The following is a 24792-nucleotide window of genomic DNA, read 5'->3' on the forward strand; positions in this document are numbered from 1 at the left end:
GCCAAGCTTTTCTGGTCGGAACCCCCTAAGCCGAGTTTTCAAGGTGCTGCGCCGTCCACTTGGTTTTCGAGACTGGCCTTTTAATTCTAACGTAAAGCCAACCTAGAACGGCGGGGTTTCAGACCCAAAATTTCCGATGAAAATGCATAATCCACCACATCCTGGCGAAGTTCTTAAAGAACTTTGTCTCGAACCTTTGAATCTGACTGTGACTGAGGCTGCTGAAGCATTGGGTGTAAGTCGAAAAACCCTATCTGCCATCTTAAATGGTAGGGCAGGTATTAGCCCCGAAATGGCAATTCGCTTAGGGAAAGCTTTCGATACATCTCCTGAAAGTTGGCTCAATCAGCAAATGCAATACGATCTATGGCAAGCAGAGCAGACAATTGGCAATATCAAAGTCAAACGGCTATCAGTGCGATCGGCGATCGCGTAGGGTGCGTTAATTAAATGTAACGCACCACCCACGAGATATATTAAAAATAGTTAGCCGTAGGGTGCGTTCCCTAATGTGGCTCCTACTGCCCCACCAATAGATTTTTGGGGAACGCACCATGCTAGAGGATTATAAAAATATTTGCCGTCGCACTCCAGCCCATCGTGGCTGAGTTCAACCGTTATCGAGAAAAATAATTAAATCCCGTCAAATTCCCCTAAAACTTTCACCTCTGGTTCTAACCAGAGGGACCAGCGATCGAACACTTGTTCCTGCACATGACGAATTAAACGCAGAATATCCGAGGCTTTTGCCGAACCAATATTCAGGATAAAATTAGCGTGTAATTCTGATACTTGCGCCCCACCAATTTGATAACCTTTTAATCCCATTTCCTCAATTAAAGCCCCGGCAAATTGTGGTTTAGGATTGCGGAAAACACTACCACAACTAGGACGATCATAGGGTTGGGTACTTTTGCGATGGAGTAAATTATGGGTAGTAATTGCCATGATTTCCTCGCGATTATCGGTAGCTTCTAACTGAAATGTAGCTTCGATAACTAAACGTTGATCCCCTTGCAGAGAAGAACTGCGATAACTATAATTTAAATCTTCTTTGCTTAAAGTTTCTAACTGACCATCGGGATTTAATACCAGCGCCCGCACTAATCGATCCGCCACACAGGAGGTATGTGCGCCCGCATTCATCGCCACAGCACCCCCCACCGTACCGGGGATACCCACCGCCCATTCTAGGCCCCTCCAGCCCCTTTTTGCCGCTCTCCAAGCTATTTTTGGCAGGGGTTCCCCCGCCGCTGCTGTAATCGTAGCAGTTTCGGCATCAAAACAACTCGATCGCAGATGGCGAGTATTGAGGACAAGTCCGGGTAAACCTTGATCGCTGATTAGTAAATTTGAACCAGCCCCCAAAACAGTCAAGGGTAAATCTTGTGATTGCCACCAAGCGAACACTTCTCTTAATTCCTCTAGATTAACTGGTTCGGCATACCATTGCGCTCTTCCCCCCACCCGGTAGGAAGTGAAATCAGCTAGAGAAACAGAGGTTTTAATCATAGGGTTTTAGGGGGTGGAAATTATAAATTATGAATTATAAATTATGAATTGGGGGTTGGGGAGCAGAACGTAGGTTGGGCTTCGGCTGTGAGCTTTTGCCGAACGGTTGAAGCATGAAACCCAACGATCATGTTACTTATTTAGGGTCTGCTGAAAAAGTACGGGCGAAGCATTCGGATAGAAAATCTGCGGTTTCACCGATAGGTTATTGCCCGAATGCTTCGCCCCTACAGGACGCGGGCCGATGAAGACGCAAGGTTTTGAACGACGATTCTCTCAAAATCTTACACCTGTTTCGCTCATAAAGCCACAAAACCCCTACCTTGCCTACATTTCACATTTATTCAGCAAACCCTATTTAATACTGCTCACTTAAAAACTCAAATCTGATAACTGATAACTGATAACTGATAACTGATAACTGACTCCTATACTCTAACTGCTAATTGTTCGCGGTAAAGAGAGAGCATTTCGGGGATAACTTGATTGAGATTGCCAGCGCCGAGGAACATGGCTAGATCCCCTGGTTGGAGAATTTCTAGCAGGAATTGACCTAAAGAACTCAATTCAGGGTGATAGTAGGCATTTTTATGGTGTTTTCTCACCTGTTCGACCACTTGCTGCCCCGTGACGTGATTGATATTCACTTCCCCGGCACTATAAATATCCGTTAAGACTACCACATCGGCGGAACTAAAAGCGGCTCCAAATTCCTCTAAAAAGGTAGTGGTGCGACTGTAGCGATGGGGTTGGAAAATAGCGATCGAACGTTGGTACTGTTTGCCTTCTACCTTCAATTTTGCCGCCGCTAAAGTGGCTAACAATTCGCTAGGATGGTGGGCATAATCATCGATAAAAGTAATGCCGTTTGCTTCTCCCTTGTGTTCAAAACGGCGTTTTGCCCCGGCAAAAGTAGCGATCGCATCGGCAATAACAGCAAATTCTAAACCGAGATAACGTCCGATGGCCACCACTGCCAAAGCATTACTAATATTATGTTGCCCGGGGATTTTCACTTCCATTTGTCCCAGATAACTGCCTTTTTCCCAGACGGAAGCTTTCATCATTCCCTGTTCATAGATAATCTCGCTGACGGTGTAATCCGCACCTTTTTCGGGATCGAGACTATAACTAATCGTCGGACGGAAATGCTCGGCGATCGTGTCACAATCTAAACAAGCGACTAAAATCTGGCACTGATGGGCGAATTCATGGAAAGTATCGATAACTTCGCTTAAATTATGGTAATGATCCGGGTGATCTAGCTCAATATTAGTGATTACGCCGATTTTCGGTGCGTGCTTGGTTAGGGAACCATCGGACTCATCGGCCTCTGCCACTAAAAAACGACCTTGACCGAGACGAGCGTTACCCTCCCAAGAGTCCACCTCACCACCGACAATGATCGTGGGGTCTAATCCCGCTTCTAACAAAACGTAACCGATTAGGCTGCTAGTGGTGGTTTTTCCGTGGGTGCCGGCGACGGCGATACTGTCGTAATCAGCGATTAAAGCCGCTAAAACGTCGCTACGGTGAAAAATTGGGTATCCTAAGTCTCTGGCCGCTTGATATTCCTTGTTATGGTCATTAATCGCCGTGGAGCAGATTACTTGCGGAACTGTTTGGCTAATGTTTTGAGGGCCCGGAGAATGAAATAAAGCTAAATTATTTGCCTCTTGACGGTGGAAAATGTGCGCTCCCGCTCCCTGTAGCCGTTGGGTGATATGAGTAGGACGTAAATCCGAGCCAGACACAGGTAAATTGCGCTTGGCTAAGATATAAGCGAGGGCTGACATCCCAATACCGCCAATACCGATAAAATGGAAAGGTTGGCCGTTAAAATTAACTTTTTTCACTGTTTTCACTCCTCAGACCCACGATTATATAAGTTTTAAACTCGATCGGTAGTAAAGTCAACTTCATGATAGGGGCATTTGAGCAGAATTCCCAAATGTTGCCCAGTTGCCTTGCAAAATCCTTGACGCAGAATTAAAATTTTTGCTCCCAATTCCTTTTTTTTAGGCTGTGGGAAGTGGGGTGTGGGTGTGGGTGTGGGGTGTGGGGTGTGGGGAGAATCAATAAAAATAATCTCGGAGTCTCGGAGTCTCGGAGTCTCGGAGTCTCCTATCTCCTGTCTCCTGTCTCCTGAATGGTGAGCTAATAAATTATTTCCGATCGGGATCGCAAAGTTCAACCTTTAAGGTATGATTGGGAACATTAATTATTTTTTTATGTATTGCACTAAAACGTAGAGGGCAAGCAGCAGTGATTAGAGTAGCGATCAATGGTTTCGGACGGATTGGACGTAATTTCCTAAGATGTTGGTTAGGACGGACTGATAGTGGCTTGGAGGTAGTGGGGATCAATGATACATCCGATCCCCGAAGTAACGCTCACCTGCTCAAATATGACTCGATGTTAGGCAAACTTAACGCTAATATCGATGCCGATGATAATTCTTTAATTGTTAACGGTAAAACCATTAAATGTTATTCCGATCGCAATCCCCTCAATCTGCCCTGGGCAGAATGGGGTGTAGATCTAGTGATCGAAGCTACTGGTGTTTTCGTCGATGAAGAGGGCGCTTCTAAGCATATTGTCGCAGGAGCTAAAAAAGTCCTCATTACCGCACCGGGTAAAGGTTCGGGTGTGGGAACCTATGTCGTCGGTGTCAACGCTCACGAATACGAACACGATAAATACAATGTCATCAGCAATGCCAGTTGTACCACCAACTGTCTTGCTCCTGTCGTCAAAGTGATTCACGAAAACTTCGGCATCATCAAAGGGACGATGACCACCACCCACAGTTACACTGGTGATCAACGCATTCTTGATGCTAGTCACCGGGATCTCCGTCGCGCTCGCGCCGCTGCCGTTAACATCGTTCCCACCTCCACCGGTGCTGCCAAAGCTGTAGCCTTAGTTATCCCCGAAATGAAAGGGAAACTTAACGGTATCGCCCTGCGTGTACCCACTCCTAACGTTTCTGTAGTGGATTTAGTCGCACAAGTGGAAAAAAGCACGATCGCGGAACAGGTAAACGAAGTCCTCAAAGAAGCTGCGGAAAATTCTTTGAAAGGAATTCTCGAATATAATGATTTACCCCTCGTTTCCTCTGATTATCGCGGTGTTGATGCCTCCTCGATCATTGATGCTAGTCTCACCATGGTGATGGGTGGCGATATGGTAAAAGTTATCGCTTGGTACGATAACGAATGGGGTTACTCCCAACGGGTGGTTGATCTCGCTGAAGTCGTCGCCAGCAAGTGGAAAGGCTAAATCAGTGATCAGTAAACAGTAATCAGTGAACAGTGGGCGTTAATTAGGAGTCAGGAGTGGTTAGTGATAACTGATAACTGACTAACTGATAACTGTTAACTGTTAACTGATAAGTGACAAATTCTCACTGAAAAAGCGCCGATAGATTCCCTCTGTCACCAATTGAGCGGTGATTAGGTTAGCTAGGGCAATCATAAACAGGATCAGTATCTGGTAGGAAGCGGCGTTTAAAGGTTCACTTCCTGCCAATACCTGTCCGGTGAACATTCCGGGTAAACTGACTAAACCCACCACCATCATCTGATTGAGGGTGGGGATTAAACTAGCTCGAATCGCCGCTTTTTGATAATCTGCGATCGCCTGTTGAGGGGTTGCCCCCAAACAAAGATGGGTTTCGATTTCTAAACGGTGACTTTTAATCGCACTGCTTAATCTTTCCCCGGCTAAAGAGGCACTATTCATGGCATTGCCTAACACCATCCCCGTCAAGGGAATTAAGTATTGGGGTGAGTACCATTGTTCTGGTTGAATAATTAAAGCGATCGCATAACCTAAAGTTAGACAGCTACTAATCAATAAAGAGCCGAAAACTAGCGGTAATAAGCCTTTATCCCGGCTATCGATGCGATTTTTAGCAACAATAGTCGCAATAGTCATCATCACTGCCAAAATCCCCAGCACTGCTAGAGGATTATCAAGGGAAAAAATAACGGCGATAACGTAGCCTACCACTAATAATTGCAGGATCGATCGACCGGTCGCTAATAATAATTGTCCCTCTAGAGCTAAATTTGACCAACGGGAGAGGAGTAAACAAATACCCATCATCCCCAAAGCCCAACCCAAATCCACCAGATTTAGTTCTACTAATCCATCCATAAAAATAAAAGAAACAAATTACAACGATAGTTCATCTATAAATAGCAAGTTTATAATTATTTTTGACTAATTATCAAAAAAATCGGCTCTAAAACCTCGCCTTAAGGCGAAAAGTTTTTGTAAAGGGAATTTATGCCCCGTTACAAAAACTGCCTCCTGCCTCCTGCCTTCGTTATTCCTTCTTTTCGCCGACAAATCCCGATTAGTCTCTAATTTGAGTGAAAGCGCGTGAGTACAATTCCCCCCGTCGATTTATCCCGTCAATACCAAGTCATCAGCGAAGAAGCTAACCATGCCGTTTTAGAAATCCTCCGTTCTGGGCGCTATATTGGTGGTGAAGTTGTGAGCGAATTAGAACGACAATTTGCTCTCTATCATGGTGTTAGCGATTGTGTCGCCTGTAATTCGGGAACCGATGCCCTTTATCTGGCACTGCGCTCCCTCGGTATTCAAGCGGGGGATGAAGTAATTACTTCTACTTTTTCGTTTATTGCCACCGCCGAAGCGATTAATTTAGTCGGGGCAGTGCCGGTTTTTGTCGATATCGATATCAATACTTTTAACCTCGATGTGGCACTGTTGGCAAAAGCGATTACTCCCCAGACTAAAGCGATTATCCCAGTACACCTTTTTGGGCAATCTGTCAATATGTCTGAGGTGGTAAATTTCGCTCGTTCCCATAATTTATTGGTGATTGAGGATTGCGCTCAAGCAACGGGAGCAGAATGGCATGGGCAGAAAGTGGGGAGTATCGGCGATATTGGCTGTTTTAGCTTCTTTCCCACCAAAAATTTAGGCGGTTGTGGCGATGGTGGCGCAATTACCACCAATAACCCCGAGTTAGCGGCACAAATTCGCATGATTAAAGAACACGGCAGCAAGGTGCGTTATCTCCATGAGGTAATTGGGGTGAATAGCCGCTTAGATGCCATTCAAGCGGTTATTTTGCAAATTAAGCTGAAATATCTCGATTTTTGGAATAATCAACGGATCGAGATTGCCCAACGTTATCGGGAATTACTGCAACCTTTGCCTAATATCACTTTACCTGCCGCTTTAGCCGGAGGTAAGCACGTTTGGAATCAGTACACAATCCTAACGGAAAATCGTGACCAAATTCGGGCGGCTTTGCAGGAAAAAGATGTCCTATCCATGGTTTATTATCCGATTCCCCTACATTTACAGCCGGTTTATCAGTATTTGGGCTATAAAAAAGGCGATTTACCCGTGGCTGAATTGGCCAGTGAAAAAGTGTTATCTTTACCTATGTTCCCCGATTTAAGCTTCGAGGAACAACAACAGGTAGCCTATGCGCTGAAAGATTGTTTGCATAGTTCCTAAGTTATCAGTGGGAATTAGGAATTAGGAATTATAAATTATGAAGTGGGGAGAAAAAAGCTGCCCCCTGCCGACCGCCTCCTCTCCTAATTCCTGACTCCTGACTCCTAACCCCACCAACAGACTTATTCAGCCAACCCTAATTAAGCGGTTAAATCGATTAACTTTTGTTTTAAAGTTTCCAATCCTAGCCGACGAATAGCCGAGATAAAAACAGCTTGGGGGTATTTTTCCTTAGCTATTTCCAAATCGTCGCTTTTTACCTGATCCAACTTATTAAACACCATTAACATCGGACCAGTTTGAATCGGCATCTCCGAGAGGATTTTTAATACCGAGGCAATCTGACTTTCCCAAGCTGGATGGGACAGATCCACCAGATGGAGTAAGGCGTCTGCTTCCGTTACTTCCTCTAAAGTTGCCCGAAAAGCATCCACCAGCGAGGGGGGTAATTCATGGATAAAACCCACCGTATCGGTTAGTAAAAGGGTGTGAGAGACTTGGGTGAGGGGATCGGTAATAGTTAAGCGTCGGGTGGTGGGATCGAGGGTAGCAAACAGTTGATCGGCGGTATAAACTTCGGCAGCGGTGAGAGCATTAATTAAAGTAGATTTTCCCGCATTGGTGTAACCGACGATCGCCACACTGGCTACATCTTGTTTTTGCCGTTGTTTGCGTAAACGGGAACGATGAGCTTGCAGTTGATCCACCTCATCCTGGAGACGGGATAAACGACGTTGAATAGTTCGGCGTTCTGTTTCTAATTTTGTCTCCCCCGGTCCGCGAGTGCCAATTCCTCCCCCTAATCTCGACATAGCTAATCCGCGCCCAGTGAGACGGGGTAAAGTGTATTCTAATTGGGCTAATTCTACCTGTAGTTTACCCGCTTGGGATTGGGCCCGTTGGGCGAAAATATCCAGGATCACCTCGGTGCGATCGACCACTCTCACCCCGATTTGATTCTCTAGATTGCGAATTTGGGCGGGAGAAAGGTCGCGATTGAATACAACTAAATTAGCCCCCGAAGTTTGCACCTGTAGGGCGATTTCTGCCACTTTTCCCGAACCGATCACTGTTTGAGGATGGGGATGATCCCGTTTTTGTCGGGTGACTTGCAAAACTTTGCCCCCGGCGGTATCAACTAAACGTTCTAATTCGCTTAAACCGTCCTCGAACTGGCGATCGCTCATACCGTCGGTGATTAAACCAACCAATAGCACCCGATCTTCGGCTGTATCAACGGTTATAGCGGTAAATTCTCGCTGAAACTCCGCCTCTAGTCCTTCCACTAACTCTAAAAAGTCCTGTTTGCTTAAATCCTCTAGATTTAAGGGAGGGGAGACAGACCAGTATATATTACTATTGACATTTGTTTGACTTTGTGGTATAAGATGCGCCAGATAGACTTGCTCCACATAACCGGTCGCCCCACCACCGCGACGGATCATGCCTGTACCGGTTAGGGTTAAGATCACCAGTGCGTCTAATCTTTGCACAGCCATGGCGGTTAAACTGGATTCTTTTGGCGGTTCCTGCTTGAGTTCCGTGGCGATACAACGAATTCCGCAAAGACGTTCGGAACCGTAGCGGGGTAGTTCCAAGAGAGAAAATTGGGTTTGTCGGGGGGTTCCCACTCCCACACGAATTACCTGGCCGCGACGGTTGATATAGGTGCAGAGGGGTTGATGGATATCGGTACTGATAGCCGCCAGTCTTTGGGCGAATTCTGGGGTGGTGAGAGTATCAATAGGCAAGCGTTCATGGTACAGCCTTTGTAGCTGTTTCATCTGACTGGCTTTCAGTCCCTGGGTATTGCCGAAGATGGTATCGATAGGCTTTCCTCGCAATTAGGATTTTATCTATTATTGTAGCGATTATGAGACTCGCTGCTCCTTGAGGGCGTTTCTCATCAAGATGAAGTGTAACCTAATTTGCTGCTGATTCAGAAGTAGCGATGATGGCTTAACGCTTTACTTTCTTGGCCATTGTAGTCATGGATAAAATACCAAAGGGATACCCAAGGGGATTCTCCATTTTTTTAGAGAACGATAGACTCTCTCTCACTAACCGGAAAACCCGTTGTCGAAAAGTATTATTTAGGGTCTGCTGAAAAAGTTTGTTGGTGGGGGCAGGGTGTGGCCCCCCCCAACCCCGCCACCCCTGCCCCCCCGACCCCCCCGATGTCGGGGGGGCAGGGGGGGTGTAGGGTTTTACCGATTTTGAGGTAGTCAGTTACCTAATTTTCAGGGAAAAAGTCCCGGAATTTTACCTCTGATCACTCCCAGTCCGGTACTTTTTGATTGACAAAAAGTCTAAAAGTCTTACCCAACAAGGTTTTTAGATTTATTCAGCACACCCTAGATAAAAACCAATAACTTCTCCAGTGTTTGTATCAATAGCCAATCAAATATATACCTTGACTTTTTGAGAGAATACGAAGGTTCATATCCCATCACCTTCCACCCTTATCTGACGGGGAACAGCCGCCAATTTATTATTGTTGACATAATTTTGTAACCATAGAAAACCCTACTTGACTATCTTGAGACGGATGATTCATTAGGGGTATTTCTAGACCATTTCTCTACTGTGAGAAGATACCTGGCGATCGCCGCTCTGGAATTAGCCAAGCAAATGCTGATCCTAAATCTGGTTATTAAAAACTGATTATTTATTCTCCCCTACCCCCCCCTTGCCCTAGGGCTGTTTCATTCTCCGAATCTAATTCTTTTTTTGCTACCTTTAATCCCTTATAAGGTAAGCAAAGCACGACGTTTTTAAAAATTTTCAGCTATGTATTTCCGAGAAATCGACTAAAAACGTTGCCAGATAAGGATTTGAGAGAATGACATTTCAGAGAATGAAACGACCCTACTCCAACGGGGGGTTTGGGTAGGGTTGATTCATGAATCAACCCTACCTAGCGGGGGGGTTGCCTTTTGCATGAGTGCATGAGTGCCTGTCCTGATATGTAGCCTATACTCAACGGATTTAGTATGACAGCCTTTTTCTGATCAAGACGAAGTGTAACCTAATTTGCTATGGACGACCGACACCTCGCACCCCACACCCTGCCCCCAGAAAAAATTTTTTCGGCAAACCCTATTTATCCGGTATTGACCTTGAATAGCCATCGTTGCCCCTTGTTTCCTGTCGAGCGGCGAATGATTAATAATTTCTTTGTAAATTGCAAAACAGATAAAAAATTTCTATGAAAAAACTGGCAAAAATTGGCAAGACCAAAAATGCTGATCAGCTTGGAACAACTGAGATAGAGCATCGTCAATCTGGACATTCAAAATGTCACCAACTTGCCGTGATCCCGATGCTAATAGTCAGAGGGAGACTTGCATAATTTCAAAATCTAAGTTAATCTCTCCTAAAAGTCACCTTTAGGTATTTTGACTAAAAAGAAAGTTGCCTAACTTCTACTCTAGCCTCAAGGCTAATGCTGAAAGCTAGAATCATCGGCTTAATCGACTGGCTCTAGCTAACTCTTTACACCACAGGAGGTCTGTTTGAAAGAGACTTTTATCCCCAACCCCATGACATCCGCTACCCCAGAACAGAATTGCACTGCTGAGTCTAACCGAGTCCGTTACTCAGTTGCTCTACTGGGATTAGCACTCTCTCTGGGAGTACCTAGCATTCTCAACTCCACCTCAGAATCAGCCCAGGCCGCCAATTCTGTACCCTTAGAATGGGAAGTGATCGACCTGTCCCAAAAAGCCAAGGATGCGGGTAAAAAACTAAAAGAACCGCAAATAATCCAATCCCAAGCACTTGCTACCGTCAAATTCATCGCCACATCAGTGGTTGAGCATCAGGTAAAACCGGGAGAATCCCTGTGGAGTTTAGCCGACACCTATCAAACCACCCCTACAGCGATCGCTAACCGCAATCATCTCCCCCCCCAATCCGATCTGATTATCGGACAAACCTTAAAAATTCCCACTCCTGAGCAGTTGCCCCCGGCAGCCCCGGCAGCAACTCCTGAGCAGTTGGATAGTTCCTCTGCTAGTCTGCGTCAAACCCGTCAACGTCTCCAAGAAAGTTTGGCCGCCCTACGGACCGAGGAAATCCCCCATCAGTCCGATTCCGGGGAAACAGTAATCGTCACCGAAACTACCGCTCTCGTTCCCGATAATTCGCCAACCACTGTCGAGATTCCCGTTATTGCTCCCCAAGAATCGCCCCGACCAACCAGCCAGGTGATCCCGATTCCCGTTCCCACCCCTGAAAGCGATCGCCCGATAGCCACAATTCCCGTTAATCCTCCCTTAACCAGCAGACCGGAAATTCCCAGCGTTGCCCTACGAAATCCGGCTCCTGTGACTGAAATTCCCGCCGTTCCCAATCCTCGGGTCATAGTTCCCCCAGAAAACCAAGTTTATCGGGTTCGGCCAGGGGATACCTTAAACACGATTGCTCGCGCTCTCGGCATCACCCCCGCCGAATTAGCCAGGGAAAACGGCATTGACAACCCCAACCGGATTAAAGTTAATCAAACCCTAGTGATTCCCGACCGCTCTGCCAACGCTAGAGTTAATCAAAATCTTACTTCCTTGGTCGGCGATCGCCAGAGATTGTCCTTTAACCCCAGCAATCGACAAAATTTGCCCGCCGCAACCGCCACCACGGAGACGGAAGAATTCCCCGAAAATATCACCGGCAGCTATCGGGAAAGATTGCGCCAAGAGGTGGCTAATCTGCGGGAAACTAACCTTTCGGAAACCCAGAAAAGTATCGCTATTCCCGTCGATAATCCCGCAGAAACTGTCGATGCTCGGCAAATAACCCCTAATCCCCAATGGGATGCCCTTCGTTCTCGTTCTAACCAAAGCACCCCCCCACAGATTATCGGTTCGGCTCCTACCAATGTGGAAGAATATAATGATCGCCTACGAATTCCCGTCGGCGAAACCGTAGAACCTTCCCTTCCTCCCCTCGCTAATCCCGATGAGTATTTACCTAATCCCACCCCCATTTTTACCGGCTTTATCTGGCCCACTAGAGGTGTGTTAACCTCCGGTTTCGGTTGGCGCTGGGGCAGACCTCATCGCGGCATCGATATCGCCGGCCCAGTGGGTACACCCGTTGTGGCGGCGGCTGCCGGTGAAGTAATCGCCTCCGGTTGGAATTCTGGCGGTTATGGCAATCTGGTGAAACTGCGTCACCCCGATGGTAGCACCACTCTCTATGCCCATAACAGCCGTCTGCTGGTGCGTCGCGGCCAAACTGTTCAGCAAGGCGAGCCAATCGCCCAGATGGGTAGCACCGGTTTTAGCACCGGCCCCCACCTACATTTCGAGGTTCACCCCTCCGGCCAGGGCGCAGTCAATCCCATGGCTTTCCTGCCAGGCAGACGTTAAAGATGCCCAGAGAGGGAAGATTTTTTCTTCCCTTTTTCGCTCTTGTGCAATTGGGTGATTGTGTGTTATGATTGATAACTGTGTAAACAACGGCTTAGTAGCTCAGTTGGTCAGAGCAGGGGACTCATAAGCCCAAGGTCGGCAGTTCAAATCTGCCCTGAGCCATTTTCGGAAAACCTAAGTGTAGAATTTTAGAAATACAAAATTTTGCTTTTTATCTCGTTCCTAGGTAGAACCTGGGAACGCTCCCTTCGGGTTCTACCTGATCACTGTTCCCCACCAAAGCCCTTTTTTGATTCCTGAAAATTCGCACCCATAAGTATGGGAAAGGACTTGACTTTGGCGGCGGTTTGCGTTATGCTTTTCTTATAATGGGAATCTGTGCAAATTTTGAGGACTGCATATATTACCATTATGAATAAAATCTTTTAAAAATATTATCTCAAAATCTCCCCACAAAAGCAAGCAAAATTTTGCCAATAATTGTTAAGTTTTGTTAAAAAGAAAGGGAGAGAGCGGCCTTTATTTTTTCCCTTGCAGTAAGCCAAAACGAATTAAACCCGACTCGTAACCGCGCCGCATTAACCCTAAAGATAAAGCTCCTTGGATAGTAGTGTAACCGCTTGCTAACAAACCAGCGATCGCATCTGTGCTGAGGGCCGAGTCAATCACCACATCCCAAAAAGCGGCCACCGATAGAGACCAATCATCGGTTTTTAGGTCTCGAAAGCCAATGTCACGGGCAATATCGGCGTATTCTGGCAAAGAAATCACATAGGGGAGACAATAAACCCGATAAATCTCGTTTAATAGTTTAATCTCCCCTTCCGTTAAATTACCGGCGAGGGAAGTGGTGGGACGATGACACCAAGTGGCCATCAAAAAAGTGCCCCCGGGCTGCAAAACCCGATAACATTCCCGCAGAAATTGCCTTTTATCGGGCATATGTTCGCCACTTTCCAATGACCAGACCAGATCAAAATTATCGTCAGGAAAAGGGGTTTTTAGGGCATCAGCCACACAAAAACTGACTTGTCCTTCTAAATTGAACTCTTGCGCTCTTTGGCTGGCTCTAGCGGCTTGTACTGGGGATAGGGTAATCCCCACCGCTTGGCTGTGAAATTTTTCGGACAGATAAAGACTACTGCCACCAATGCCACAACCTAGATCGAGAATCTGATTAGCACTGGTGACATCACCCCAAGTTAATAATTCTTCTATTAAATCAATTTGTGCCTGACGGCGATCGAGTTTAATCTTGCCGCCCCGACCGTAGTAACCATGGTGCATATGTTCGCCCCAAATCCTTTCCCATAGTCCACTAGAGGAGTCGTAAAAATCGGCTATTCGTTGCTCAAGTTCCATGGTGATTTCCTAGTTAAGAGAGGCACTCTTGCCAGAGATTAGCCAGATATGTTATACCAAATCCTGTTTAAAAAGTACAGCAAAGTGGGAAGTGGCAAGTGGGTTTTCAAAGTTCGATGTGTTTTACTTTATCTTAATATCATTCGATCTTGTTCGACTTTATCTTAATATCATAGGTTCCGATTTTTGCAAGAGGTCTTATGATTAAGGCAGGATTAAAACTACTGGCTGTTTTGATGTTTAGTATTTTTAGCTTCAATGGGGTGGTCTTGGCCGAGGAAGCACCCAAGCTATCTGGTTATCAGGCAGATTTAAGCCAAACATCTGTTTCTGGCCTTTCATCAGGGGCTTTCATGACGGCTCAATTCCATGTGGCCTACTCAGATAGGCTGGTGGGAGCAGGTATAATTGCTGGCGGTCCTTTTTTTTGTGTAGGTTCTTACGAGACGGATCCAGAGCAATTTTTCGAGCAAGCGACATCAACTTGCATGAATCCTCTGACTGAGTCAGTAGGACCGGATGGGAAAAGATTATTTAAAAAAGCGCAAGAACTGGCCAGTGCCAACAAAATTGCCGATCTCAACAACTTAAAAGATGATCGGGTCTATCTATTCAGTGGTTCAAGTGATCGCGTAGTTAAAACTGTCGTCGTTGACAAGGTAAAAGATTTTTATCAAGCTGCCGGCTTGCCCTCAGAGAATATTAAATACGACAAGAATATTAATGCCGGTCATGGCATAATTGTCGAGGAGTCTAGGGTGTCATGTTCAGATACTAAGTCACCCTTTATAAACGACTGCGATTTCATGCAATCCCATCGGATTTTAGAGCATATTTATGGCAAGTTGAATCCACCAGTTGAATCTAATAGATTAAGTGGCCAGATTATTCGGTTTGACCAGAGCGAGTTTATTGACGGTAAAAAGACGAGTATGAGTCGGGAGGCTTATGTTTATGTACCTGAAGCCTGTAAAAAAGAAAGCTGCAAAGTTCATGTAGCTATTCATGGTTGCAAACAGGGGGCAACGGAAATTGATGATACTTACTACACTAAAACCGGTTACAATGAAATAGCTGATACCAACAGGATAATTGTCTTATATCCCCAGGTTGAACCGTCAGCATTAATCCCTTACAATCCCCAGGGATGCTGGGATTTTTGGGGATATTCTAGTGCAGATGCAGATAATCCTGTCTTTTATACTAGAGAGTCTCCCCAGATGAGGGCAATTGTCGCTATGTTAGAACGGTTGGCCGAACCGCGCCCTCAATAATTCAATCTTTTTGCTGGCACAGACAGAGAAATACATTAAGCAGTTTACGAGGAAACTACCATGCAAAACGAGCTAGTTAAACAGTGGATTGACTCGAACAAATTGGCAATAGAGTCCTTCAAGAATATTACGGCCACTAATGTGAACGCGATGGATGCCATGTTAACAAGTTTTGTTAACCCCAGCGCCTTCGCCGAACTAAGCAAGGGTTATCTAAGCTTGACCAAAGAATTGGGGGAAGTTTATACTGATAGTATTAATGAACTATTTCAAAGCCAACTGAAGCTGGTGAATTTACAGGCAACCTCTGAGTCTTTTAAGGACTTGGGTGAAATTTATGTCAGTTCGATGACCAATATCGGACTAAAGCAAGCAGAATTGATGAGCCTGTATCTAGAAACTACAGCCAAGTATCTAGAGATATTAAAGGGTGCTCAAAAAGTAGATGATCTATTCAATGTCCAAACCAGTATTTTTAGCGAACTTCAAGAAAAGTTGAAGGGGAATATGCTCGAAACAATGGGAGTTCTTAACTCTATCAATACTGCTCTGGATAATTGGACTCAAAAAAGCCTTGACGCATTCGCATCTGATGAGACTATCAATGGCTAGGTGGGGTGAAGACAATCAAACCCGACAGCAACCCCGAAGATCGTGTCAGAATAGATCAGTGTAGTCACTGATGATCTTTGAGAAAAATATTTATATGTTAGGACGGGACAGCTACGATTTAATCATTGTCGGGGGCGGTATAGTCGGGACCACCCTAGCGGTGGCCTTAAAAAATACAGGATTAAATATCGCTATGATCGAGGAACGTCCCCTAGAGGTGGCCGCCTGCCGTCGTCAAGCTTATGCCCTCTCGCTGATGTCCAGCAGGATTTTTACAGGCTTGGGTATCTGGGATAAAATCTCGCCCAGTATCGGTAAATTTCGTCATATTCGCCTTTCCGATGCCGATTTTCCGATTTTTGTCCCCTTTGTGGTCGATGAGCTAAAAACCGATTATTTGGGCTATGTGGGCGAACATCAAGTAATTTTAACCGCCCTGCACAAGGCCAGCCAAGATTGCGATCGCATTGACTGGTTATCCCCTGCTAAAGTGTTAGAAGTGGAGTACGGAGCAGAAACAGCCACTGTCACCCTGGCAGAAGCCGGTCAAACCCGAAAAATCACCACAAAATTAGTTATCGGGGCCGATGGGGCCAAATCCGCTATCCGGCAAGGGGCGCAAATTAAAACCAAAGGTTGGAAATATTGGCAATCCTGTGTCGCTTTCACCATTAAACATCAACTCGATCGCAACGATACCGCCTTTGAAAGATTTTGGCCCACCGGTCCGATGGGCATTTTACCGCTCCAGGGTAATCGCTGTCAGATCGTTTGGACAAATCCCCATGAAGAAGCGAAAAAACTGCAAGAAATGCCCGAAGCGGAATTTATCAAGAAATTAGAAGCATATACGGGGGGATTACTGGGAAAAATAGCATTAGTTAGCCCCCGCGCTCTCTTTCCCGTACAGTTAATGCAGAGTGATACTTATGTGAAACCCCGACTGGCTTTAATTGGTGATGCCGCTCACTGTTGTCATCCCGTCGGTGGTCAAGGTTTAAATTTAGGCATTCGCGACGCTGCCGCTTTAGCGCAGGTATTAAAGGAAGCAGCGGAAAAGCAAGAGGATATAGGAGCGCTTTCTACCCTAAAATCCTACGAAAAATGGCGTAGATCGGAGAATTTAGCGATTTTAGGCTTCACAGATTTTCTTGATCGTCTGTTCTCCAATAACTGGCCGCCCATCGTTCTCATCCGTCGTCTCGGATTGGCAATGATGCGCGGTTTTCCCCCGTTAAAATTGTTTGCCCTGCAATTAATGACGGGATTAAAAGGACGTATTCCCCAATTAGCTAGATAGCTGGCCACTAATTCCGGGGATGGGGGAGAAAGGAAGAAAAAAAAAGCTTGCAAAATGCTGCGATTATCGCTATGATGGTTAAGGTTCAATATCGGGGCGTAGCGCAGCTTGGTAGCGCACTACTTTGGGGTAGTAGGGGTCGTGGGTTCGAATCCCGCCGCTCCGATTGCAGAAAAACAGAGAGTTAGGTAGGGATGCAACCAATCCCTACCTTGTCCTGTTTACTGGGAATTCTCTTAATTTATCAGCGTTCCTGATCAAGTTAGTTCACCATTAAGATCACTGCTCTAGTCGAAAATGTCTCATCAAATATCAGCTTACGGTTCCTGGAAATCGCCGATTACCTCCGATCTAATTGTGGCAGCATCGATTAGTCTTGGCGGTGTAACTCTAGATGGAGAAGATATTTATTGGTTAGAAGGCAGACCACAGGAAAAGGGGCGAAATGTTTTAGTTAAATTAAACCCCGACGGCACAACTACAGACATCACTCCAGGGCCTTTTAATGTGCGAACTCGTGTCCATGAATACGGGGGAGGTTCCTATCTAATTGTTGCGGGAATTATCTATTTTTGTAATTTTGCTGATCAAAGAATTTATCGCCAAACTGCTGGTAGTTTACCCCAACCTCTGACCCCAGAAAATTCCTGTCGTTATGCGGATTTAATTCTCGATAAATTTGGCAATCGTTTAATCTGTGTTTGTGAAGATCATAGCAAAAAAGATCGAGAACCAGTTAATAGTATTGTTAGCATCGATGTGGATACGGGAAAAATAAAAACTTTAGTATCTGGCGATGATTTTTATACCTCTCCTAGCTTAAGTGCCGATGGTTCTCGATTAGCTTGGATTAGTTGGAATCATCCTAATATGCCCTGGGATAGTTCTTTTCTTTGGGTGGCCGATATTAATAATCTTTATTTGAGTAATATTCGGGTCATTGCTGGTGGTGAAAATGAGTCGGTGTGTGAACCGCGCTGGTCCGCCGATCAACATTTATATTTTACCAGTGATCGCAATAATTTCTGGAACTTTTATTGCTTTAACCACGATGAACAAATCGAACCAGTTCTCGAACCGATAGAGGCTGAATTTGCCTATCCTCATTGGGTTTTTGGTTTATCTAACTACGGTTTCGCCGGGGAATCAAAGATTATTTGTAGCTATACAAAAGATGGTCGTTGGTATTTAGGAAGTATCGATACTGTTAATCGAGAATTCCCAGAAATTATCACTGCTGATACTAACATTTCTTCCCTACAAGTTAGCGATAACAAAATAGTTTTTATTGGCGGTTCTTTCAAGGAAGTAACGGCGGTTGTCTCAATGGATTTAGCCACAGGAACGAGAGAAATTCTCAAATCTTCCAGTAATTTAACTATTTCTAGCGATTATTTCTCGATTCCGGAAATGCTCGCTTTTCCCACCAGTCAGGGACTAACGGCCTATGCTTGGTATTATCCCCCTAAAAATCCCGATTATACCGCCCCCAATGGCGAATTACCGCCCCTTTTAGTCAAAAGTCACGGTGGACCGACGGCCGCGGCGACCTCTAGTTTAAGTCTGCGGGTGCAATACTGGACCAGTCGCGGCTTTGGCTATCTAGATGTCAATTATGGCGGTAGTACGGGTTATGGTCGTCAATATCGTCAGCGTTTGCTGGGAAATTGGGGAATTGTCGATGTGGAAGACTGCATCAACGGGGCAAAATATTTGGTTAATCAGGGATTAGTCGATGGGGAAAGATTGGCAATTTCCGGAGGCAGCGCCGGTGGTTATACAACTTTAGCGGCCTTAACTTTTCATGATACTTTTAAAGCAGGAGCTAGTTATTACGGAGTTAGTGATTTAGAGGTTTTAGCCAACGATACCCATAAATTCGAGTCGAGATATTTAGATAAATTGGTGGGACTTTATCCTCAAGAAAAGGAAATTTACTATCAGCGATCGCCTATTCATTTTACCGCTCAGTTATCCTGTCCGGTGATCTTTTTCCAAGGTTTAGAAGACCGAGTGGTTCCACCCAATCAAGCGGAAATGATGGTAGAAGCTTTAAAAGCGAAAGGTTTACCCGTTGCTTACGTTCCCTTTGCGGGAGAACAACACGGATTTCGTCAAGCTGAATCGATAAAACGAGCATTAGATGCAGAATTTTATTTCTATTCCCGTCTCTTTGGTTTTACTCCTGCTGATAATTTAGAACCCGTAGAAATTAAGTAGTCGTGCCAAATTAATTTCCTAGGTTCGAGAGGCGCTGAGGCCAATTCAAGTCTGAATTGCATCACTGTCTGAGGCAAGAAGCTGCTATACCTATCCCTAACTCATAGTTATAAACAGCCGCCAAAAGGTTAACTCTTAAACTATATCTTCGACGACGATTCCGATATTTACAGGATAAGATTTTCAAGATTTTGAGTTTCCTATTTAGGGCTTGCTGAATAATGGTAAAACCCTAAATAAACTAAAATCATGGCCTCTGCCTTTCCCACAACAGAAACAGATAATTTTCTCTGTATTTTTATCAGCTACTAATTGGGATTTTAAAGTATGATAACCTCTTTTACCCCCCAAAAAATCTTTCTGTTTCTTTTGAGGGCGTTCACATAGTAAGTAACTAAATTAATTTTTGCAACCAAAGTTAACCAAAGTTGACCACTTAAGAAAAAAATCCATAAAATTCCCCAAATCATTATCCAGTCTAACTTCCAGACCATCCACACTCTCGCAAAAATCCTTAATCCTTAACTTGGGAAAAATCCCCAACTTTACTATCTTAAGCCCAAACTTTGTCAAAATATCCTGACAATCTCCCCCCACTCCGACCCCCAAACTTGGTGTTGCTAATTTGAGATATGAATCTTCTCTTGTGGGATTTTTAAAACCTAGACCCAAACTAAATTTTGGATACGATGCACAGTTGGCATTCATACCTTGATTCAGCAACGTCTCTGTGGGCAAAAATTGCTATTAACTACCCGGAGGGGGAATTACAGGAATTTCGATCCCGTCCGGTGCTAAGGGGGGAGGTGTGGGGGTTAGTTCTGGCTGGTCAGCAGGTTCAGGTGTACTAACTAAGGGAATATTTTCCACCACGGGAAGACGGGGAGTGATTGGTTGGGAAAACATCGCTTGAATTGCCGCTTTTCTGGTTTCTTGAGGTTCCAAAGCTTGCTGCCAGAGACTTTCATAAAAGAAGAAAATCACCCCTAAACCCCGTTGACGAGCAGCCAATACCTTTTCTTCAATCAAGGGTAGGGCAATCGGTCGATTGCGTAAACCGGTTAAAACCCCCACACCGGTGGGTATCGTTTGCTGGGTTTCCTGAATTTCGGGACGCTCTATTTGTTTGAGAAAACTGGGCAGATCGGGACGATAAACCTGTACGATCAACTCATCGACTAATCCTTGCCGCACCCAACCGAGCCAATCCTGTAAATGACCATTATAGGCGAATTCGTAGGGATTAGGGGCGATCGAAAGCAGTATATTCGGTTTAACTGCCTCAATTGATTCTTTGAGATTAGCCAGAAAAGCAGTGATTTGATCGGCCCGCCATTTTGTCCATTCGGGATCCCGGGGGTTAGCTGGGGGCGTTTTTTCGGTTTCCTGTTGATAAAGGGCGATAGTATAGGGATCATAGCCGAATTCGTTGGGTAAACTCAGATGATCGTCGAATTGGATGCCGTTAATATCGTATTGTCCCACCACTTCCAAGACTAATTCCCGCAGAAAATTCTGCACCTCGGGACGGAAAGGATTCAACCACACCACCTCACCGGCTGCCCCCACCCAAGTGGTCCCTCCGTCGCGTTTTTGGGTTAACCAGTCCTGATGTTTTAAGGCTAATTCCGAAGTGGGAGGGGCCATAAATCCGAATTCAAACCAAGGAATGACCAATAATCCCCTTCCACGGGTTTGTTCCACCAATTCTGCCAAGATATCTTGTCCCTGCGCTCCCGTAGGCACAAAAGGCTGTATTCCTTCCCGTTTGGCGATCGCACTAGGATAGAGAGCATAACCGGAATTCCAGACCACGGGATAGATAGCATTAAAATTAAGATTAACTAATTGCTCGATCGCCTGTTGTCGTTTATCCCTGTCCATCAGCATGGCTGTGTCGTTGGTGGTGATCCAAACACCGCGGATATCAGGATCTCGACTTTGAGAGAAAGCAGCGGAAAAATAGCCTAATAGTAGGACTATGAGAAAAGATGCTAAGAATAGTAGTATAGGGAGCTTTTTAAGAATTTGCCGCCAAGCGCTGGTCGGAATTAGAAAAGTCATTTCTTTAAGGTGAAGATTAACGGTTTTAACTGGTTATAATACCAGCTTTGCTCAAATATTTCAGGCTAGATTGACCCAAAATATATATTTACCTATTTCTTCCTTCGCCACAATTGACCTTGAGGATAGAAATAATCAAGACGAATATCGAATTGATCTAGGGCCAGTAATAACCGATTGGAAGGACGAAAAAGAAATAAGTTGACCCGGGGAATTTCTAGGACTTCTTTTAACTTATCGGTATCGGGGTTAGTGGTAGTCAGGAAGTATTGTACATCAGCATTAAGACGATAATTAAGGGAAAGCAAATCACCTAAGTTAGTCCAGTCATTACCTTCGTCGCTGATAACAATGGCCTTAGGTACAGCATTGATTTTTCTGGCAACTTCGCCATTCCAATAACTAGGAACTTTTGCCCAACTGGTTTCGGAAAGAGCATTATTGAAGTTCGATATTATACTAGCAGTTAACAAAAAAGTCAAGATAATTTTACCGAAAATTTTGTCTTGATTAAGCAATTGTGACAAGAAAAAAGCCACAGTTATATAGATAGTAGGAAAAGTCGCAATTAGATAGCGGGTAACAGTTGATCTAGTGGTGGTCAAAATTAGATCGGGAATGACTAAAGCTAGGAAAGGTACTAGGGTTGAGGTAATCAGAAAAGTAAAAGCTATGGGGTTATTGTAGCGATAAACTCGCTCAAAAGCATAGATAGTTAAGATTAAAAAAATTAGTCTATATATATAGGTGAAGATGTTATTAAAACCAAAATCGCTATCGCTAAATGGAGAAGTAAAAGTTAAGAGCCATAATTTACCGAACAATCCCCAATCGAGATAGTTAACGGCAGCCCAACTGGTGGAGTTAAAGGCCCTTTGAGAGTTAGTTAAAAAAACCTGTAACCAGGGTATATAGAAAATTATCATTGTTAACCCAGATAACAGGAAAAATATCAAGTTATTTTTTCGCTCTGGTTTCATAACAAGATACCAAATTATCAAGGTTGCTTGAGCAAATAAGTTGAGAATAAAAAAGAGATGAGTGTAGAGTCCGAGAGTATTAGCGACGGTGTATAAAGACCAATTAACAAGAGTTCTTTTTTTGAGGCATTTTAACAGCAGTAATTGACTGATTATCGTTAACAAAACTAAAAGACTATACTGACGAGACATTTGAGCAAATATTATATCAACTGGAGAGAGTGCCAATAAAATTACTGCTAAAATTCCCGTTAACTTTGCTGTAAATAATTCTAGAGATAGATAGTAAATAAATGGCAGAGAGAGCAGACTAAAAACAATTGCTAAACTGCGGGAAGAAGCGGGAGAAAAACCGAATATTTTTTCCCAATAGCGAGAGATAATAAAGTATAAAGGTGGGTGCTGAGGGTCTTCTTTAGCGAGAGATTTAATCGTATTAAAAACATGACTTTCGGGTTTCAGTTGTTGAAATTTTCCTAATTCTATGGTAGATAAAAGACGGTTTTGAAAGATAGTATCAGCGATTTCCTTTGCTTGATAACCAGTGGTTCTAATGGTGGTGTAGGATTCATCATGCCAATAGATTTTTTTATCGATATTCGCAAAACGAAAAACCACACCGAGAGTTAGGATAATTGCCAAAAGTATTAAGAGCCAATTGGGAGTTTTATAATTAATAGTTGCTTTCATTTTAATAATTAGAGCGACTTTGTTTAAGATTAAGAAACTTGGTAAATTCTGGTTGAAAAAGTAGCTTAATTGTGCCAGTAGGACCATTACGATGCTTAGTAATAATTACTTCAGCCACACCTCGATCGGGACTATCGGGGTTATAATATTCATCTCGGTATAACATCATAATTAAATCCGCATCCTGTTCGATACTATTATGAACGATGATATTATTGGCAATAAAATTATGCAATTTATCTACTGTTAAATCATACACTTCTGTCTCTCCATCCGCTTGAATTGCCATAACTTCATCCCAATTAAACCTTAGGTCTGAATTACTCAGAGAGCGAGGTAAAGCGATATAATTACCGATATTTAATTCATCTAATCTTTGCCAACCGTGGACAGTCAAAAATTTATGATTGGCTGTAGCTCTAATCGTGCGACCTAAACGAGTTGTTAATCGAAAAACTGGCTTAAATCCTGTGGAAAAGACCTTAGTTACCAGTGCTTTTTCTAATTTCATTGTTTCCTCATTAAGAGCAAAAACCGTAAAATTAGAGCAATTCACTAACTGACAAATTGGCACTTTAGCACGAGGAGCGGCTAACTCAACTAAACTATCACCCGCTAAACATCCCGACTCGCGTAAATCGGACATCATCGGTCTTTTATTATTGCGAGATTCCACAGCGCGACTTAACTGAGAAAGAGCAATTACCGGAGCATGAATTTCTCTCGCTAAACCCTTAAGACTGCGGGTAATTTTGGAAATTTCCTGAACGCGATTATCACCTCCCCCTTCCATTAATTGCAGATAATCGATTAAAACTAATCCCATTTGCCCCTTTTTTTCTGCCTGTAAACGCCGCACTTGGGAACGCATTTGAATTACACTTAAATTGGCACTATCATCGATATATATGGGCAAATTTAATAACTTTTCTAGTCCCCCAAGAACCTTTTCTAAATCATTTTGTCCCAAACGTCCCGATCGAATCCGATTACTTTCGATTTTAGCCTCATTCGATAACAAACGTTGGGCCAATTGTTCCTTAGACATCTCCAAACTAAAAACCGCCACAGGTAAATTCTGTTGAGCGATATTATAGGCAATATTAAGAGCAAAAGAAGTTTTTCCCATGGAAGGCCTACCCGCGATAATAACTAAATCCGAGGGTTGTAAACCACTGGTCATCGCATCGAGATCATAAAATTGAGTTTCGATACCGGGTAGAGTGGTGGTCTCCTGCATTTTCTCAATTTCGTTAAAAGTTTCAATTAAAGTATCCCCCAGAAAAATTAAACCCTCTTGGGGTCGTTTTTGGGTGAGACGAAAAATCTTTTGTTCCGATTCATCGAAAACATTTTCTAATTCTAGCGTCGTATCCCTAGCTAATTCGATAATTTCTCCCCCAGTGGAAATTAACTGACGACGCATATATTTATCCATCACTAATTCCGCATAGCGATCAATGTTAGCAGCCGAGACAGTGCGCTCAATTAATTGTAACAATCGCGGCATTCCCCCGATTTCTTCCAGCAGATGATTATCCTGTAACCAACTGCTAACCGTCATTAAATCCGTCGGTTTTCCCTTCCCTTGTAAAGCAAGCGCCGCACGATAAATATCTTGATGGGTTTTCACATAGAAAGCTTCTGGAATTAAAAAATCACTGATTCTACCTAACGCTTTTGGATCTAGTAAAATACCACCTAAGATAGATTCTTCCGCTTCAATATTTTGGGGGGGGAGGGATTGATCGCTAATCATTGTCAATGCTGACCGTGCTTTATCATTAAGTAGGGAGGCACAATTATTTGTAGGATGGGTTAGCGGTAGCGTAACCCATGCGGACGTTGGGTTTCATGCTTCAACCCAACCTACGTTCATCTTATATTTAATTCCACCCACCCAC

Annotated in this window: 17 protein-coding genes, 2 tRNA genes and 1 pseudogene; 10 read left to right on the forward strand and 10 right to left on the reverse strand. The window is 44.2% G+C overall.

The features are described from left to right. Positions 1-136: 136 nt before the first annotated feature. Complete coding sequence (locus IM500_RS19935) at positions 137-436, forward strand: HigA family addiction module antitoxin (protein WP_046662171.1); 300 nt, start codon at positions 137-139, stop codon at positions 434-436. A 197-nt stretch (positions 437-633) separates the two neighbouring features. On the opposite strand, the gene murB is transcribed toward IM500_RS19935, so the two are convergent. Further along, on the reverse strand, positions 634-1512 hold the full coding sequence (murB, locus tag IM500_RS19940) for a UDP-N-acetylmuramate dehydrogenase (RefSeq protein ID WP_287739398.1): 879 nt from the start codon (positions 1510-1512) through the stop codon (positions 634-636). Positions 1513-1940: 428 nt separating this feature from the next. Next, the gene (gene murC / locus IM500_RS19945; RefSeq protein WP_190722630.1) at positions 1941-3368 is read right to left on the reverse strand and encodes a UDP-N-acetylmuramate--L-alanine ligase; all 1428 of its coding nucleotides are present in this window, start codon (positions 3366-3368) and stop codon (positions 1941-1943) included. A gap of 409 nt (positions 3369-3777) precedes the next feature. Between murC and IM500_RS19950 the strand changes: the two genes are divergently transcribed. Beyond that, a complete protein-coding gene (locus IM500_RS19950) occupies positions 3778-4794 on the forward strand; it encodes a type I glyceraldehyde-3-phosphate dehydrogenase (protein ID WP_158202112.1) in 1017 nt (338 codons plus the stop codon). 102 nt (positions 4795-4896) lie between these two features. Here IM500_RS19950 and IM500_RS19955 read toward each other — a convergent pair whose 3' ends face one another. After that, the gene (locus IM500_RS19955; RefSeq protein WP_190722631.1) at positions 4897-5673 is read right to left on the reverse strand and encodes an ABC transporter permease; all 777 of its coding nucleotides are present in this window, start codon (positions 5671-5673) and stop codon (positions 4897-4899) included. 228 nt (positions 5674-5901) lie between these two features. Between IM500_RS19955 and IM500_RS19960 the strand changes: the two genes are divergently transcribed. Next, entirely contained in the window at positions 5902-7014 is a 1113-nt protein-coding gene (locus tag IM500_RS19960) for a DegT/DnrJ/EryC1/StrS family aminotransferase (RefSeq protein WP_287739399.1), read from the forward strand. Positions 7015-7154: 140 nt separating this feature from the next. On the opposite strand, the gene hflX is transcribed toward IM500_RS19960, so the two are convergent. Continuing rightward, positions 7155-8858, reverse strand: a complete 1704-nt coding sequence (gene hflX / locus IM500_RS19965) for a GTPase HflX (RefSeq protein ID WP_287739400.1) — start codon at positions 8856-8858, stop codon at positions 7155-7157. Positions 8859-10556: 1698 nt separating this feature from the next. Between hflX and IM500_RS19975 the strand changes: the two genes are divergently transcribed. After that, positions 10557-12383, forward strand: a complete 1827-nt coding sequence (locus IM500_RS19975; protein WP_190722634.1) for a peptidoglycan DD-metalloendopeptidase family protein — start codon at positions 10557-10559, stop codon at positions 12381-12383. A gap of 91 nt (positions 12384-12474) precedes the next feature. Next, a tRNA-Met gene (locus IM500_RS19980) sits at positions 12475-12548 on the forward strand. 357 nt (positions 12549-12905) lie between these two features. Here IM500_RS19980 and IM500_RS19985 read toward each other — a convergent pair. Beyond that, complete coding sequence (locus IM500_RS19985) at positions 12906-13748, reverse strand: methyltransferase domain-containing protein (protein WP_190722635.1); 843 nt, start codon at positions 13746-13748, stop codon at positions 12906-12908. A 200-nt stretch (positions 13749-13948) separates the two neighbouring features. Here IM500_RS19985 and IM500_RS19990 point away from each other — a divergent pair, with 200 nt between their 5' ends. The 5 genes from IM500_RS19990 to IM500_RS20010 all read left to right on the forward strand — a co-directional run bounded on the left by IM500_RS19990 (position 13949) and on the right by IM500_RS20010 (position 19154). Continuing rightward, positions 13949-15022, forward strand: coding sequence for an extracellular catalytic domain type 2 short-chain-length polyhydroxyalkanoate depolymerase (locus IM500_RS19990; RefSeq protein ID WP_190722636.1), 1074 nt, complete (start codon positions 13949-13951; stop codon positions 15020-15022). Positions 15023-15082: 60 nt separating this feature from the next. After that, positions 15083-15634, forward strand: a complete 552-nt coding sequence (locus tag IM500_RS19995) for a phasin family protein (protein ID WP_190359639.1) — start codon at positions 15083-15085, stop codon at positions 15632-15634. Positions 15635-15728: 94 nt separating this feature from the next. Then, positions 15729-16934 carry an FAD-dependent hydroxylase gene (locus IM500_RS20000; protein WP_190722645.1) on the forward strand — a complete coding sequence of 402 codons (1206 nt, stop codon included), beginning with the start codon at positions 15729-15731 and terminating at the stop codon, positions 16932-16934. 92 nt (positions 16935-17026) lie between these two features. Then, positions 17027-17100 (forward strand) — tRNA-Pro (locus IM500_RS20005). A 131-nt stretch (positions 17101-17231) separates the two neighbouring features. Next, positions 17232-19154: a S9 family peptidase gene (locus IM500_RS20010; protein ID WP_190722637.1), complete on the forward strand. Its 1923-nt coding sequence runs from the start codon at positions 17232-17234 to the stop codon at positions 19152-19154. Between the two features lie 61 nt (positions 19155-19215). On the opposite strand, the pseudogene IM500_RS20015 reads toward IM500_RS20010, so the two are convergent. The 5 genes and pseudogenes from IM500_RS20015 to dnaB form a co-directional block, all read right to left on the reverse strand. Further along, positions 19216-19535, reverse strand: a pseudogene (locus tag IM500_RS20015) (IS5/IS1182 family transposase); the annotation flags it as partial. Between the two features lie 18 nt (positions 19536-19553). Next, positions 19554-19877: a hypothetical protein gene (locus tag IM500_RS20020; protein ID WP_287739401.1), complete on the reverse strand. Its 324-nt coding sequence runs from the start codon at positions 19875-19877 to the stop codon at positions 19554-19556. A gap of 24 nt (positions 19878-19901) precedes the next feature. Further along, complete coding sequence (locus tag IM500_RS20025; RefSeq protein WP_190722638.1) at positions 19902-21218, reverse strand: family 10 glycosylhydrolase; 1317 nt, start codon at positions 21216-21218, stop codon at positions 19902-19904. Positions 21219-21310: 92 nt separating this feature from the next. Beyond that, positions 21311-22888, reverse strand: coding sequence for a glycosyltransferase family 39 protein (locus IM500_RS20030; RefSeq protein ID WP_287739402.1), 1578 nt, complete (start codon positions 22886-22888; stop codon positions 21311-21313). Between the two features lies 1 nt (position 22889). After that, positions 22890-24647 carry a replicative DNA helicase gene (dnaB, locus tag IM500_RS20035; protein WP_287739403.1) on the reverse strand — a complete coding sequence of 586 codons (1758 nt, stop codon included), beginning with the start codon at positions 24645-24647 and terminating at the stop codon, positions 22890-22892. Positions 24648-24792 lie beyond the last annotated feature (145 nt).

Origin of the sequence: Microcystis sp. M179S2, assembly GCF_020245805.1 — a bacterium.
GTDB classification, from domain to species: domain Bacteria; phylum Cyanobacteriota; class Cyanobacteriia; order Cyanobacteriales; family Microcystaceae; genus Microcystis; species Microcystis aeruginosa.